Origin of the sequence: Alistipes onderdonkii (assembly GCF_025145285.1) — a bacterium.
GTDB lineage: Bacteria > Bacteroidota > Bacteroidia > Bacteroidales > Rikenellaceae > Alistipes > Alistipes onderdonkii.
Map to the genome: position 1 here is coordinate 1,546,342 of NZ_CP102251.1, position 13,346 is coordinate 1,559,687.

At 61.4% G+C, this 13,346-nt stretch carries 11 protein-coding genes and 1 riboswitch; of the genes, 10 read left to right on the plus strand and 1 reads right to left on the minus strand.

Annotation, left to right across the window (positions count from 1 at the left end; all coding sequences use genetic code 11):
• The first annotated feature begins 4 nt into the window (after positions 1-4).
• The 10 genes from NQ559_RS06390 to NQ559_RS06435 all read left to right on the plus strand — a co-directional run bounded on the left by NQ559_RS06390 (position 5) and on the right by NQ559_RS06435 (position 12,075).
• Positions 5-1,921, plus strand: coding sequence for a TonB-dependent receptor (locus NQ559_RS06390; RefSeq protein ID WP_018695646.1), 1,917 nt, complete (start codon positions 5-7; stop codon positions 1,919-1,921).
• Between the two features lie 45 nt (positions 1,922-1,966).
• Positions 1,967-2,479, plus strand: coding sequence for a hypothetical protein (locus tag NQ559_RS06395; RefSeq protein WP_018695645.1), 513 nt, complete (start codon positions 1,967-1,969; stop codon positions 2,477-2,479).
• A 12-nt stretch (positions 2,480-2,491) separates the two neighbouring features.
• On the plus strand, positions 2,492-3,460 hold the full coding sequence (locus tag NQ559_RS06400; RefSeq protein ID WP_026318318.1) for a DUF362 domain-containing protein: 969 nt from the start codon (positions 2,492-2,494) through the stop codon (positions 3,458-3,460).
• Between the two features lies 1 nt (position 3,461).
• Positions 3,462-4,610 carry an aldo/keto reductase gene (locus tag NQ559_RS06405; protein ID WP_018695643.1) on the plus strand — a complete coding sequence of 383 codons (1,149 nt, stop codon included), beginning with the start codon at positions 3,462-3,464 and terminating at the stop codon, positions 4,608-4,610.
• 130 nt (positions 4,611-4,740) lie between these two features.
• Positions 4,741-6,855, plus strand: a complete 2,115-nt coding sequence (locus NQ559_RS06410; RefSeq protein ID WP_018695642.1) for a Tex family protein — start codon at positions 4,741-4,743, stop codon at positions 6,853-6,855.
• 166 nt (positions 6,856-7,021) lie between these two features.
• Positions 7,022-7,218: riboswitch (cobalamin riboswitch) on the plus strand.
• A 141-nt stretch (positions 7,219-7,359) separates the two neighbouring features.
• The gene (nrdD, locus tag NQ559_RS06415) at positions 7,360-9,453 is read left to right on the plus strand and encodes an anaerobic ribonucleoside-triphosphate reductase (RefSeq protein ID WP_018695641.1); all 2,094 of its coding nucleotides are present in this window, start codon (positions 7,360-7,362) and stop codon (positions 9,451-9,453) included.
• Positions 9,454-9,460: 7 nt separating this feature from the next.
• The gene (nrdG, locus tag NQ559_RS06420) at positions 9,461-9,931 is read left to right on the plus strand and encodes an anaerobic ribonucleoside-triphosphate reductase activating protein (protein ID WP_018695640.1); all 471 of its coding nucleotides are present in this window, start codon (positions 9,461-9,463) and stop codon (positions 9,929-9,931) included.
• Between the two features lie 135 nt (positions 9,932-10,066).
• On the plus strand, positions 10,067-10,834 hold the full coding sequence (locus tag NQ559_RS06425; RefSeq protein ID WP_018695639.1) for a threonine/serine exporter family protein: 768 nt from the start codon (positions 10,067-10,069) through the stop codon (positions 10,832-10,834).
• Entirely contained in the window at positions 10,831-11,334 is a 504-nt protein-coding gene (locus tag NQ559_RS06430; protein WP_018695638.1) for a threonine/serine exporter family protein, read from the plus strand. Before NQ559_RS06425 ends, NQ559_RS06430 begins: the two co-directional genes overlap by 4 nt.
• A gap of 6 nt (positions 11,335-11,340) precedes the next feature.
• Positions 11,341-12,075 carry a DUF6064 family protein gene (locus NQ559_RS06435; RefSeq protein ID WP_018695637.1) on the plus strand — a complete coding sequence of 245 codons (735 nt, stop codon included), beginning with the start codon at positions 11,341-11,343 and terminating at the stop codon, positions 12,073-12,075.
• Positions 12,076-12,264: 189 nt separating this feature from the next.
• On the opposite strand, the gene NQ559_RS06440 is transcribed toward NQ559_RS06435, so the two are convergent.
• Positions 12,265-13,242, minus strand: coding sequence for a hypothetical protein (locus NQ559_RS06440; protein WP_026318317.1), 978 nt, complete (start codon positions 13,240-13,242; stop codon positions 12,265-12,267).
• Positions 13,243-13,346 lie beyond the last annotated feature (104 nt).

The window sequence follows — 13,346 nt, forward strand, 5'->3', positions numbered from 1 at the left end:
GTTAATGAAAAAATTGGGTTTGCTGGCGCTCTGCACGGGGCTGTCACTCGCAGTACACGCCGTGACGCCGCAGGCGGAAGCCCCGGCGGAGCAAAACGTGAAGATCGACTCGGTCGTCGTGACGGGGGCGCGCTATGCGTCGGACATCCGCCACCTGCCGATGACCGTGTCGGTGGTCGGCCGGGAGAAGATCGAACAAAGCTTGCAGCCTTCACTGCTGCCGACCCTGACCGAGCAGGTGCCGGGGCTGTTTACCACCGCACGCGGGATCATGGGCTACGGCGTGTCGGACGGCGCCGCGGGAGGCATCTCCCTGCGCGGGCTGAGCGGAGGCTCGGGGCGGCTGATGGTGCTCATCGACGGGCACCCGCAGTACATGGGGCTGATGGGGCACCCGATCGCCGATGCCTACCAGTCGCTGATGGCCGAACGGGTCGAAGTGCTGCGCGGCCCGGCATCGGTGCTCTACGGTTCGAACGCGATGGGCGGCGTGGTGAACATCGTCACCCGCGGGATGCGCGAGGACGGCGTGAAGACCCATGCCGACATCGGCTACGGCTCCTATAACACATTGCAGACGGAAGCGACGAACCGCATCCGCAAGGGACGTTTCACGTCGGTGGTCAGCGGCTCGTACAACCGCACCGACGGGCACCGCGCCGACATGGGATTCGAGCAGTACGGCGGTTATGCCAAACTGGGCTATGAGATTTCGCAGGCGTGGAACGTGCGGGCCGACGTCAATGTGACGCACTTCAACGCCTCGCAGCCCGGGGCGGTGACCAACCCGATGGCCGATGCCGACCAACGCATCACACGCGGCATGACTTCGCTCTCCGTGGAGAACAACTACGGCCGGACTTCCGGGGCCCTGAGCCTCTTCTACAACTGGGGCCGCCACCGGATCAACGACGGCTACACGGTCGACCCCAACGACACGAACAATCCGAAAGATTACCGCTTCAACTCACGGGACGACATGATGGGCGTATCGTGGTACCAGAGCGCCCGGCTTTTCAGGGGCAACCGGCTGACCGTCGGCGCGGACTACTACCGCTTCGGAGGCGAGGCGTGGAACAGATACGTCGAGGGCGACCGCAAGGGCGAGCGCTCCGACATCGCCGACAAGTCGCAGGACGAGGTGGCCGGCTACGTCGATTTCCGGCAGGACATCGGGAGCTGGCTGACCTTCGACGCCGGGCTGCGCGTCGACCACCATTCGCACATCGGGACGGAGTGGATCCCGCAGGCGGGGCTTTCGTTCCACCTGCCGCACGCCATCGAGCTGAAGGCTTCGGCCTCGAAGGGTTTCCGCTACCCCACCATCCGCGAGATGTATATGTTCCCGCCGCAGAACCCCGACCTGAAACCCGAGCGGATGTGGAACTACGAAATAGCCTATTCGCAGCGGCTGCTCGGCGGGCGGCTCACCTACGGCATCAACCTCTTCTACATAGACGGCGAAAACCTGATCGTCGCCGTGCCGCGCGAGGGGACGACGCCGCTGAACATGAACACCGGGAAGATCGACAACGCCGGCGTCGAGGCACAGGCCGCCTACCGCATTTCGGAGGCCTGGTCGGTCGCCGCCAATTACAGCTACCTGCACATGGAGAACCCCGTGATCGCCGCACCGGAGCACAAGCTCTACGCCGAGGCCGGGTTCGCCCGGGGCCGCTGGTCGGTGAGCACGGGCGTACAGTACGTCGCGGGGCTCTACACTTCGGTAAAAGCCAACGGCCGGGGCACGGAGAACACCGAGGATTTCGTGCTGTGGAACCTGCGGGCGTCGCTGCGCGTGAGCCGCTGCCTCACGCTGTTCGCCCGGGGCGAAAACCTGCTGGCGCAGCGCTACGAGATAAACGCCGGATACCCCATGCCGCGGGCAACCTTCATCGGCGGCATACGCCTGGATTTTTAAATACGGGCGGAAAACACTATTTTTGACATAACCAATAACGACAATATGGAAACAACGGCTGTAAAACTCTATTCGACGGGCTACCGCGAGGCGAAGACCTACCTCGCGGCGGCGCTCTTCGTGGCAGGCAACATCGTCCTGCCCCAAATCTGCCACCTCGTGCCGCAGGGCGGCCTGCGGTGGCTGCCGATCTATTTCTTCACGCTGGTCGGCGCCTACAAATACGGCTGGCGGGTGGGCCTGCTGACCGCCGTGCTCTCGCCGGCGGTGAACTCGGCGCTGTTCGGCATGCCCGCAGCGGCGATGCTGCCCGTGATCCTGCTCAAATCGGTGCTGCTGGCCGTCGCCGCAAGCCTCGCTGCATGGCGGGCAGGGCGTGTGACGCTGCCCCTGCTGGCGGGCGTCGTCCTCTTCTACCAGTTGTTCGGCTCGCTGGGCGAATGGGCCTGGACGGGCTCGGCGGCCGCCGCCCTGCAGGACATCCGCATCGGGCTCCCCGGTATGCTGGCACAGGTATTTGCAGGATACGCGGTGCTCAGGTACCTATTACGTAATTAACAATCCCAAGACATGACAAAAATGTATATGGTTTCGTTACTGTCGATCCTGCCTTTCACGGCCCCGGCCTGCGGATCGGCACAGGGCGGCGGAGAAGCGCCCGAGGCACCCAAGGTCTATTTCGTGCGGGACATCACGCCGGAGAATATGGTGCGCCTGTACGAGGCGCTGGAGCGTCCGGCGACGGGCAAGGTGGCCGTGAAACTCTCGACGGGGGAACCCGGCGGGCACAACTTCCTCAAGCCGGAGCTTATCAAGGAGCTGGTGCAGAAGGTGGACGGCACGATCGTCGAATGCAATACCGCCTACGGCGGCGGACGCGCCAGCACGGAAAACCACCTGAAGGCCGCCGCCGACCACGGCTTCACGGCCATCGCCCCGGTGGACATCATGGATGCCGAAGGCGAGGTAAGCCTGCCCGTGAAGGGTGGCAGGCACCTCAGGGAGAACTTCGTGGGGTCGCACTACCCCGCCTATGACTTCACGGTGGTGCTCTCGCACTTCAAGGGGCACGCCATGGGCGGCTTCGGCGGTGCGGTGAAGAACATCTCGATCGGCATCGCCTCGTCGGCGGGCAAGGCGTGGATACATTCGGCCGGGAAGACCAAGAATGCCGCCCAGATGTGGGGCAACCTGCCCGCGCAGGACGATTTTCTGGAGTCGATGGCCGAGGCGGCCAAGTCGGTGGCAGACCACTGCGGGGAAAAGATACTCTACATCAACGTGATGAACAACCTGTCGGTGGACTGCGACTGCGACGCGCATCCCGAAGACCCGAAGATGGGAGACATCGGCATCCTGGCCTCGACCGATCCGGTGGCGCAGGACAAGGCGTGCGTCGACCTGGTTTACGCATCGCCCGACCCGGGCAAGGTGCACCTGATCGAACGCATGGAGTCGCGCCACGGCATCCACACGCTGGAACACGGCGAAGCGATCGGGCTGGGCTCGCAGCAATACGAACTCGTGGAACTGGAATAGGATGGAGTACCGCATACTGGGGCGCACAGGACTGAAGGTCGGCGCCATTGCGCTGGGTTGCGAGGGATTCACGGACAAGACGGCCGAAGAGGTACGGGCCGATTTCGATTTCGCCATCCGCAACGGCATCAACTTCCTCGACCTTTACGCCTCGAACCCCACGCTGCGCAGTAACATCGGCGCAGCGCTGGCGGGCAGGCGCGAGAAGTTCGTCATACAGGGGCACCTCTGCTCGGTATGGGAAGAGGGGCAATACCTGCGCACGCGCGATCCGGAGAAATCGCTGGCGGCGTTCGAAGACATGCTCGCACGGCTGGGAACGGACTATGTGGAGATCGGGATGATCCACTACGTGGACGCCGAGGCCGACCTGCGCGAGGTGCTCGACGGCCCGATCATGCGCCTGGCGCAACGGCTCAGGTCGGAAGGGCGCATCCGCCACATCGGCCTGAGCAGCCACAACCCCGTGGTCGCGCACATGGCGGCCCGGACGGGGCTCATCGACGTGCTGATGTTCTCGGTGAACCCCTGTTACGACCTGCTGCCGCCGAGCGACGACGTGGATACGCTCTGGGCGGACGAGAGTTACGCGCGGGAGCTGCACAACATCGACCCCGAACGGCAACTGCTCTACGAATTCTGCGAACGCGAAGGGATCGCCATCGACGTGATGAAGGCCTACGGCGGAGGCGACCTGCTGAGCGACGCCAACTCGCCCTTCGGACGCCCGATGACCCCGGTACAATGCCTCGAATACGCCCTGACGCGCCCCGGCGTAGCGGCCGTAATGGCCGGCTGCCGCAGCCGCGCCGAGATCGAAGCGGCACTGGCCTGGTGTTCGGCCACGGCCGCGGAACGCGACTACAGGGGGGCGCTGGCCGGGCTGGACAAATTCTCGTGGGAAGGGCACTGCATGTACTGCGGGCACTGCGCCCCGTGTTCGGTGGGGATCGACATCGCCGGTGTGAACAAATACTACAACCTGACCCTGGCACAGCACGAGATACCGGAGACGGTACGCGAACATTACAGGCTCCTGCCGCACCAAGCCTCGGAGTGCATCGCCTGCGGCCGCTGCGAACGGAACTGCCCGTTCGGCGTCGACATCATCGGCCACATGCGGCTGGCGGCGGCGAAGTTCGGATACTGACCCCACAGGCTCGCAACGGGGACGCAGTGCGTACACGACGCACACGCAACAGGCACGCTTTTCACGGCGTGCCTTTTTTATGCGGGGGTTCAGCGACAATTTCCTATCTTTGCAACCCAACACGACCAGAATGACGGAACGAATCATAGCACAAAGACTCGGGATCAGCCTCCCGCAGGTGCAGGGCACGGTACGCCTGCTGCGCGAAGGCGCCACGATCCCCTTCATCAGCCGCTACCGCAAGGAAGCGACCGGCTCGCTCGACGAATTGCAGGTCGGGGCGATCAAGGAACAACTGGACAGGCTCACCGAACTGGAAGCCCGCAGGCAGACCGTCCTGGCAACCATCGAGGGGCAGGGCAAACTGACCGGGGAGCTCCGCAAACGGATCGAAGAGTGCTGGGACGCAGTGGAGCTGGAGGACATCTATCTGCCCTACAAACCCAAGCGCCGCACACGCGCCACGGCGGCCCGCGAACGGGGGCTGGAACCGCTGGCCGACATCGTCATGGCACAACGGGCACACGACCTTCTGCGTCAGGCGCAACGCTTCGTCACGGCCGAGGTAGCGACCCCCGAAGAGGCCATTGCAGGAGCCTGCGACATCATCGCCGAGAGGATATCCGAGGACGAACAGGCCCGCAACACCGTGCGGCGCACGATGGGACGCGAAGGGGCGGTGCACTCGAAGCTCGTGAAGGGCAAGGAGGCCGAGGGGGCGAAGTATTCGGACTACTTCGACGCCGCGTCGCCGCTGCGCAGCATCTCGTCGCACCGGTTCCTGGCCATGCGTCGCGGCGAAGACGAGGGGATCCTGCGCATCTCGATCGATGCCGACACGGAGCGCATCACCGAAGCGCTCTGCCGCCGGTTCATACGTCCCGGATCGGCAACGCGCACATATATGGAGGCCGCCGTAGCCGACTCGCTCAAGCGGCTCATCCGACCGTCGATAGAGACCGAGCTGCTCGCGGCCGCCAAAGAGAAGGCCGACGACGAGGCGATCGGGGTATTCGCCGAAAACCTGCGGCAGCTGCTCCTTTCGGCGCCGCTGGGGCAGAAGCGCGTGATTGCCATCGACCCCGGATTCCGCACGGGCTGCAAAGTCGTCGTCCTGGACTCACAGGGCAACCTCGTGCACAATACGACCATCTACCCGCACCCGCCGCAGGGCCGCTATGCCGAAGCGGCGGAAACGCTGCGGGCGCTGGCGGGGAAATACAAGGCCGAGGCCTTCGCAATCGGCGACGGTACGGCGGGGCGCGAAACCGAGCAGTTGGTGCGCGGCCTGGGACTGGACGGAGCCGTGGAGATATTCATGGTCAGCGAGGACGGCGCATCGGTCTACTCGGCGTCGGCCGCGGCGCGCGAGGAGTTTCCCGATTACGACGTGACGGTGCGCGGCTCGGTGAGCATCGGCCGGAGGCTGATCGACCCGCTCTCGGAGCTGGTGAAGATCGACCCCAAGTCGATCGGCGTCGGGCAATACCAGCACAGCGTCGACCAGGGAAAACTCAAGGCCAGACTCAATACGGTGGTCGAAAGCTGCGTGAACAGGGTCGGGGTGAACATCAACACCGCCTCGAAACACATCCTCACCTATATTTCCGGACTGGGGCCGGCGCTGGCGGAGAACATCGTGGCGTACCGCGCCGCGAACGGCGATTTCAAGAGCCGCAAAGAATTGCTCAGGGTGCCGAGGCTGGGCGCCAAGGCCTACGAACTGGCCGCGGGTTTCCTGCGCATCGTCGGCGGGCAGAATCCGCTGGACAACAGCGCCGTGCATCCCGAATCGTACCACATAGCCGAGCGGATGGCCGCCGACGCGGGCGTGACGGTCGACAGGCTGCTCGCCGACAAGGAGCTGCGCAGGGGCATCAAACCCGAGAGATACGTGGACGGACAGGTCGGGATTCCGACCGTGACGGACATCGTCGAAGCGCTGGACAAGTGCGGCCTCGACCCGCGCGAACAGCTGCAGGCCTTCTCGTTCGACCCGAACGTACGTACGATCGGCGACCTGCGCGAAGGGATGACGCTGCCGGGCATCGTCACCAACATCACGGCCTTCGGGGCTTTCGTCGACATCGGGATCAAGCAGGACGGGCTGGTGCACATTTCGCAGATGGCCGACCGCTACGTCGCCTCGCCGGCGGAGGTCGTGCACCTGGGACAGCAGGTCGAGGTGCGGGTCACCGGGATCGACACCGCCCGCGGGCGGATTTCGCTCTCGATGCGCAAATAAAGCGGGGAGCGAACGGGCGCGGACAGGCAGGAGGTTTGACGCTCACCGGGTTGCGGACGGGCGTCCCGGAAAAGGAAATGCAGGGCCGGAATGTCCCTGCATTTTTTGTTTACAATTTGTTCATTAATTGCCCGCACGCATATTTGCGATCCGGGAAAGTATGTCTACATTTGTTCCGGAGCAAGGTTCCCCGCCGGCGGCTGCCGGCACGGGATCAAAAGGGAACTCCTGTGAGAATCAGGGGCTATTCCCGTAGCTGTAAGCCTCGATTGCGTTCCGCACTCTCTTGAGCCACTGTCCCCCGGGACGGGAAGGCGTGCGGATGGGGCGAGCCAGAAGACCTGCCTTGCGAGCTGCGACATCCGCCTTCGGGATTTAGGGCGGTGCCCGGAACAGATATTTACACCGGACAATTCAGGGGTAAGGACATGGCTGTCCTGCGTATTACGCAGGCGGAGATGCCGCCTCCGTACGGCAAGACTTACAAACAAATACAGATACATTATGGGCATTTCGGAAATTTACATCGTCAAGCGCGACGGCAAGCGCGCCCCCTTTTCGCTCGAGAAGATCAAACGCGCGATCAGCAAGGCATTCCTTTCGGTAGGCGGATACGCCACCGACGACGACCTCACGTCGGTACTCAGCCGCGTACATATCTCCGACGGCATGAATGTCGAGGAGATACAGAACCAGGTCGAGGTGGCGCTCATGGCCGAACGCTATTTCGCCGTGGCCAAGAGCTACATGCTCTACCGCCAGAAGCACACCGAGGATCGCGAAGACCGCGAAAAACTCGAATTCCTGATCAACTACTGCGATGCCTCGAACCCCGCGACGGGTTCGAAATACGATGCCAACGCCAACGTCGAGAACAAGAACATCGCCACGCTGATCGGCGAACTGCCCAAACAGAACTTCATCCGGCTCAACCGCCGGCTGCTGACCGACCGCATCAAGGAGATGTACGGCAAGGAACTCTCGGACAAATACCTCCGCCTGCTGAAAGACCACTTCATCTACAAGAACGACGAAACGTCGATGGCCAACTACTGCGCTTCGATCACGATGTACCCGTGGCTGCTGAACGGCACGCTCTCGGTGGGCGGCAACTCGACACGCCCGACCAATCTCAAGTCGTTCTGCGGCGGCTTCGTCAACATGGTCTTCATCGTATCGTCGATGCTCTCGGGCGCCTGCGCCACGCCGGAGTTCCTGATGTATATGAACTATTTCATCGAACAGGAGTACGGAGAAGATTACTACAAGCGGGCGGACGAGGTGGTCGACCTCTCGAAAAAGCACCGGACGATCGACAAGATGATTACGGACTGTTTCGAACAGATCGTCTACTCGATCAACCAGCCCACGGGGGCGCGTAACTTCCAGGCCGTGTTCTGGAACGTGGCCTATTACGACCGCTACTATTTCGAAAGCCTGTTCGGCGAATTCGTATTCCCCGACGGGACGAAGCCGCACTGGGAATCGCTGTCGTGGCTGCAAAAGCGTTTCATGACGTGGTTCAACCGCGAGCGCACGAAGACCGTGCTGACCTTCCCGGTCGAGACGATGGCCCTGCTGACCAGGGACGGCGACGTGATGGACAAGGAATGGGGCGACATCACGGCGCAGATGTACTCCGAGGGGCACTCGTTCTTCACCTACATCAGCGACAACGCCGACTCGCTGTCGTCGTGCTGCCGCCTGCGCAACGAGATACAGGACAACGGGTTCAGCTACACGCTCGGCGCCGGCGGCGTATCGACCGGTTCGAAGAGCGTGCTGACGATCAACCTCAACCGCTGCATCCAGTATGCCGTGAAGAACGGCATGCACTACCTGACCTACCTCGAAGAGATCGTCGACCTGGTGCACAAGGTGCAGACGGCCTACAACGAGAACCTCAAGGATTTGCAGGCCAAGGGGATGCTGCCCCTGTTCGACGCGGGCTATATCAACCTCGCGCGCCAGTACCTCACGATCGGCGTCAACGGGCTGGTCGAGGCGGCCGAGTTCCTGGGCATCCCGATCAACGACAACGACGACTACGTCGGTTTCGTACAGGGCGTACTGGGACTGATCGAGCGCTACAACAAGAAGTACCGTTCGAAGGAGCTCATGTTCAACTGCGAGATGATCCCGGCCGAGAACGTGGGCGTGAAACACGCCAAATGGGATCGCGAGGACGGCTACGTCGTACCGCGCGACTGTTACAACTCCTATTTCTATGTCGTCGAGGACGAATCGCTGAACGTGATCGACAAGTTCAGGCTCCACGGCCGCCGTTATATCGACCACCTCACGGGCGGTTCGGCGTTGCACATGAACCTCGAAGACCACCTTTCGAAGGAGCAGTACCGCCACCTGCTGCGCGTAGCGGCCGCCGAGGGATGCAACTATTTCACGTTCAACATCCCCAACACGGTATGCAACGAGTGCGGGCACATCGACAAGCGCTACCTGAAGGAGTGCCCCGAGTGCCACGGCGACAACCTGGACTACCTGACCCGCGTGATCGGCTACATGAAACGGGTGTCGAACTTCTCGGCCGCGCGCCAGAAGGAGGCCGCACACCGCTATTACGCCAAAGCGGAGTAAACGGACGATGGTCAGATACCACAATTTCGACATCGTATTCGCGGAAATACCCTGCGAAACGACGCTGGCGATCAACATCACCAACTGCCCCAACCGCTGCCGCGGGTGCCACAGCCTGCACTTGCAGGCCGACATGGGGCGGGTGCTCGACGAGGCGGAGCTGTGCGGGATACTCGCCCGCTACGGGCGCTCGGTGACCTGCGTCTGTTTCATGGGCGGGGACGCCGCACCGCACGAGATCGCCGCGCTGGCCGACGTCGTACGGCAGAAATTCCCGGTGCTGCACACAGGCTGGTATTCGGGACGCGCCCGGCTGCCGGAGGGGCTGCGGCCGCAGTCGTTCGACTACATCAAGCTGGGAGGCTGGGTCGAGGAGCTGGGGCCGCTGACGTCGCCGACGACCAACCAGCGCCTTTACAGGGTCGGAAAGGAAGGCGCCATGCAAGACATCACGGAGCTGTTCCGGCGCAGGCCGTAAGTATTTCCCGGGTGCCCCGGAGGGGCTGTCCGCCCCCCGGGAAACCGGGCGCAGAAACCCTACGGGCATCACGGTGTAATTTTTTCGGCCCCAACAATGGCGGTTTGCCCGAAATGGACTATTTTTGCCCTCGTTATGAAGACCAGACAAGAGCTGACGGAAGTCCTCGACTTCATTGCGGAATATGCGACTTACCTGCTCGGATCGGGCGTGCACACCTCGCGCGTGATCCGCAACTCGCAGCGTATCGGAGCCTCGCAGGGGGTCGACCTCCAGTTGTCGAGTTTCCAGAAAAGCACGATCATCACCGCCCACGACGAAGAGAGCGGCGAGGCCATCACCCGCGTAGTGAAGATCCCGGCGCTGCCGGTCAGCTTCGAGCGCAACTCCGACCTGAGCGCCCTGAGCTGGGATGCGCTGGACGAAGGGCTTCCGCTCTCCGAAATCCGGAAGCGCTACGACGAACTGACTGCAAAACCGCGCATAGACCCAATCTTCGTCCTGCTGACCGTGGGGCTGGCCAACGCCTCGTTCTGCCGGCTGTTCGGGGGCGACTGGATCGCCATGGGCATCGTCTTCACCTCGACGCTCGTGGGTTTCGCCGCCAAACAGCGTATGCAGGCACACGGCGTGAACCACTTCCTGATCTTCATCATCTCGGCTTTCATGGCGTCGCTGTGCGCCTCGGCAGCCCTGAGGTTCGACTGCTCGGCGGAAACGGCGCTCGCGACGAGCGTCCTGTTCCTCGTACCGGGGGTACCGCTCATCAACGGCGTGATCGACATCGTCGAGGGGCACATTCTGATCGGGTGCAGCCGCCTGATCAACGCCCTGCTGCTTATCATCTGCATCGCCATCGGCCTGTCGGCGACATTGTTAATGGTTAAAGACGGATTGCTATGATCGCTGCGGACATCCTTCTCGACGGGCTCTTTGCGGCCATCGCGGCCATCGGTTTCGGCGCCGTTTCCGACCCGCCGATGCGGGCTTTCCCCCGTATCGCCCTGCTGGCGGCCATGGGGCACGCCCTGCGGTTCTGCCTGATGCACTACTTTTCGGTCGACATCGCCACGGCCTCGCTGTTTGCCTCGATCAGCATCGGGTTCGGCAGCCTGTGGCTGGGGCGCGGCATCCGCTGCCCGATGACGGCCCTCTACATCCCCGCCCTGCTGCCGATGGTTCCCGGCATCTATGCCTACAAGACCGTCTTTTCGCTCATCATGTTCCTGCAATCGCTCAACGACCCGGGGGAGGGGTTGCAATACATGCAGCAATTCTTCCTCAACGCAACCGTATCGCTGAGCGTGATCGCACTGCTGGCAGCAGGGGCTACGCTGCCCATCTTTGTATTCAACCACCAGGCATTCTCGCTCACGCGGCGCCGCAAGCATACCGACAAATAACGATCCATGGAAATCTTCTGGAACACCATCGCCTCCTATAACGCCGCGACATGGCCCGTACAGATCCTACTGACGCTGGTTGCGGCCACGCTGACGCTGCTGCTCTACCTGCGCCCGACGCCCGGGGTACGCATCGCCATGAAGACCTTTATGGCGCTGCTCAATTTCTGGATCGCTGGTGTCTATTACCTCTTATACGGCGAACAACGCGAGCACAACGACATGCTGGCGCTCTTCTGGGCGATCATGGGGTGTATCTGGGTATACGACCTGGTCGTGAAACACGCTTCGCTCCAACGCACGCACAACCATACAGGCTTCGCGCTGCTGCTGTTCGCCATGCCGCTCGTCTACCCGCTCTTTTCGCTGGCGCTGGGGCGTACGTTCCCGATGGTCACCACGCCCGTGATGCCGTGTTCGGTCGCCGTATTCACCATCGGGCTGATGCTGGCCTTTTCGGAGCGGATCAACATCGTGCTGGCCATGTTCCTCTGCCACTGGGCGCTGATCGGGCTCTCGAAGGTCTACTTCTTCGGCATCCCCGAGGACTACCTCCTGGCATGCAGCATCGTGCCGGCACTCTACATCTTCTTCCGCGAATATATCCGCAGTAACGAGGGCCGGCCGACAAAGCCTTCGCCCCGGGTACTGAACGCACTGCTGGTGGTATTGTGCATCATCATCGGCGCCTCCTTCGCCTTCACGATGCTCCACCAGCTCAACCTCTTTACGGATGTCTGATAGTTGAAGGAAATCCGCCGCACGAACTGTTCCAATCAAACTTTCCAAACGGTAGCTGCATGTGCCCGATAGCAGAACGCAGGAATTGCCGTGTGTCTATCGGCAAGGTTATGTTTTCGTAAACGAAACAGGGGCTTGCGGGATTGTCAGTAATCCCGCAAACCCCCGTTCGTTCGGATGATTGGCCGCTTATTGCCGTTCGCTCAACTCTTTATAAAGCTCCAGCCGCAAGCCGCAGTAGTTTTCGATGATATGGCCCATTTTTTCGACGCGTTGCAGGTGCATTTCCAATTCCTGCGGCGCAACATCGAAACCAATGTCGTAGCGTGCTTTTACCAGAAAACTCTTCAGGCGCGGCAGCGTGAAGATATTTTCGATATGGTTATCGTCTAAAACCAGCATCAGCTGCGTCGAGAGCGTCCGCATCCGTTCGTGCATCACGACCGGATCGTGAATATCGAACTCCAGCCCGTGATAAACATAATAGAGCGTATGATAAAAGTAGACCGCAGCCTGCGCCATGAACAAAGCCGCCAGACGCATATTGCGGCTTTCGCTGAAGGCGTTCTGCGCCTGTTCGATCAATTCGTTGCCCAGCATCCGGAACGTATCGAAATGAAATTTGGCGTCCGCATAGGCTGCGGCAAAGTTGATCGGGTGTTTCGGGCGGCGGAAATGGCAGTGGTCGCTGCAATAGAGCAATTCGCCCTCGGAGTGTGCAAAGTAGAGGAATGGTGTTTTATTCGACTCGACATAGCTCAAAGGCATAACGTAGAGGTTGATATAGGTGATCTCGCGCCTGCTGTACGGCACTTTGTAACGCAGGATGCGTTTCGCCTGAATCCAGTCGTATTCGGGCGTTTCCCGCACGACCATCAGCAAGTCATAGGCCATGGCGTCGCTATGGTGTGTGCCGCCGACCAATTTTCCGAAAAGCAGGATATATTCGGGGTTGAAATAATCTTCTGTCAGGCATTGAACGATCCGGGCGGCTTCGGCAGGATTGTAGAGTTTTTCCGTTGGTTGTTCGGGTTGCGGTTCTGGCTTTGGAGCAAGTTGCCCCGTCGGCTGTTCCGGAGAGGGTACGGGCTGTTGTTCGGCTTGGGTGGTTTCGGGGGTTATGCGTTGTGCAGATTGTTCTTGCACAGGGTTTTGATTCGTTTCCATTTGGTTGATTGTTAGAATTTAGACATAGTGAGGGCTGTCCTTATCGTGCGCTGGGCACAACAAAGAGAATAACGGTTTGGTTAGCAGTTACTTGCTAATCCGGC

Bases quoted from the DNA above. Each gene is read 5' to 3' on its own strand.
- NQ559_RS06390 (WP_018695646.1), top strand. From the start codon at position 5: ATGAAAAAATTGGGTTTGCTGGCGCTCTGCACGGGGCTGTCACTCGCA.
- NQ559_RS06395 (WP_018695645.1), top strand. From the start codon at position 1,967: ATGGAAACAACGGCTGTAAAACTCTATTCGACGGGCTACCGCGAGGCG.
- NQ559_RS06400 (WP_026318318.1), top strand. From the start codon at position 2,492: ATGACAAAAATGTATATGGTTTCGTTACTGTCGATCCTGCCTTTCACG.
- NQ559_RS06405 (WP_018695643.1), top strand. From the start codon at position 3,462: ATGGAGTACCGCATACTGGGGCGCACAGGACTGAAGGTCGGCGCCATT.
- NQ559_RS06410 (WP_018695642.1), top strand. From the start codon at position 4,741: ATGACGGAACGAATCATAGCACAAAGACTCGGGATCAGCCTCCCGCAG.
- nrdD (WP_018695641.1), top strand. From the start codon at position 7,360: ATGGGCATTTCGGAAATTTACATCGTCAAGCGCGACGGCAAGCGCGCC.
- nrdG (WP_018695640.1), top strand. From the start codon at position 9,461: ATGGTCAGATACCACAATTTCGACATCGTATTCGCGGAAATACCCTGC.
- NQ559_RS06425 (WP_018695639.1), top strand. From the start codon at position 10,067: ATGAAGACCAGACAAGAGCTGACGGAAGTCCTCGACTTCATTGCGGAA.
- NQ559_RS06430 (WP_018695638.1), top strand. From the start codon at position 10,831: ATGATCGCTGCGGACATCCTTCTCGACGGGCTCTTTGCGGCCATCGCG.
- NQ559_RS06435 (WP_018695637.1), top strand. From the start codon at position 11,341: ATGGAAATCTTCTGGAACACCATCGCCTCCTATAACGCCGCGACATGG.
- NQ559_RS06440 (WP_026318317.1), bottom strand. From the start codon at position 13,242: ATGGAAACGAATCAAAACCCTGTGCAAGAACAATCTGCACAACGCATA.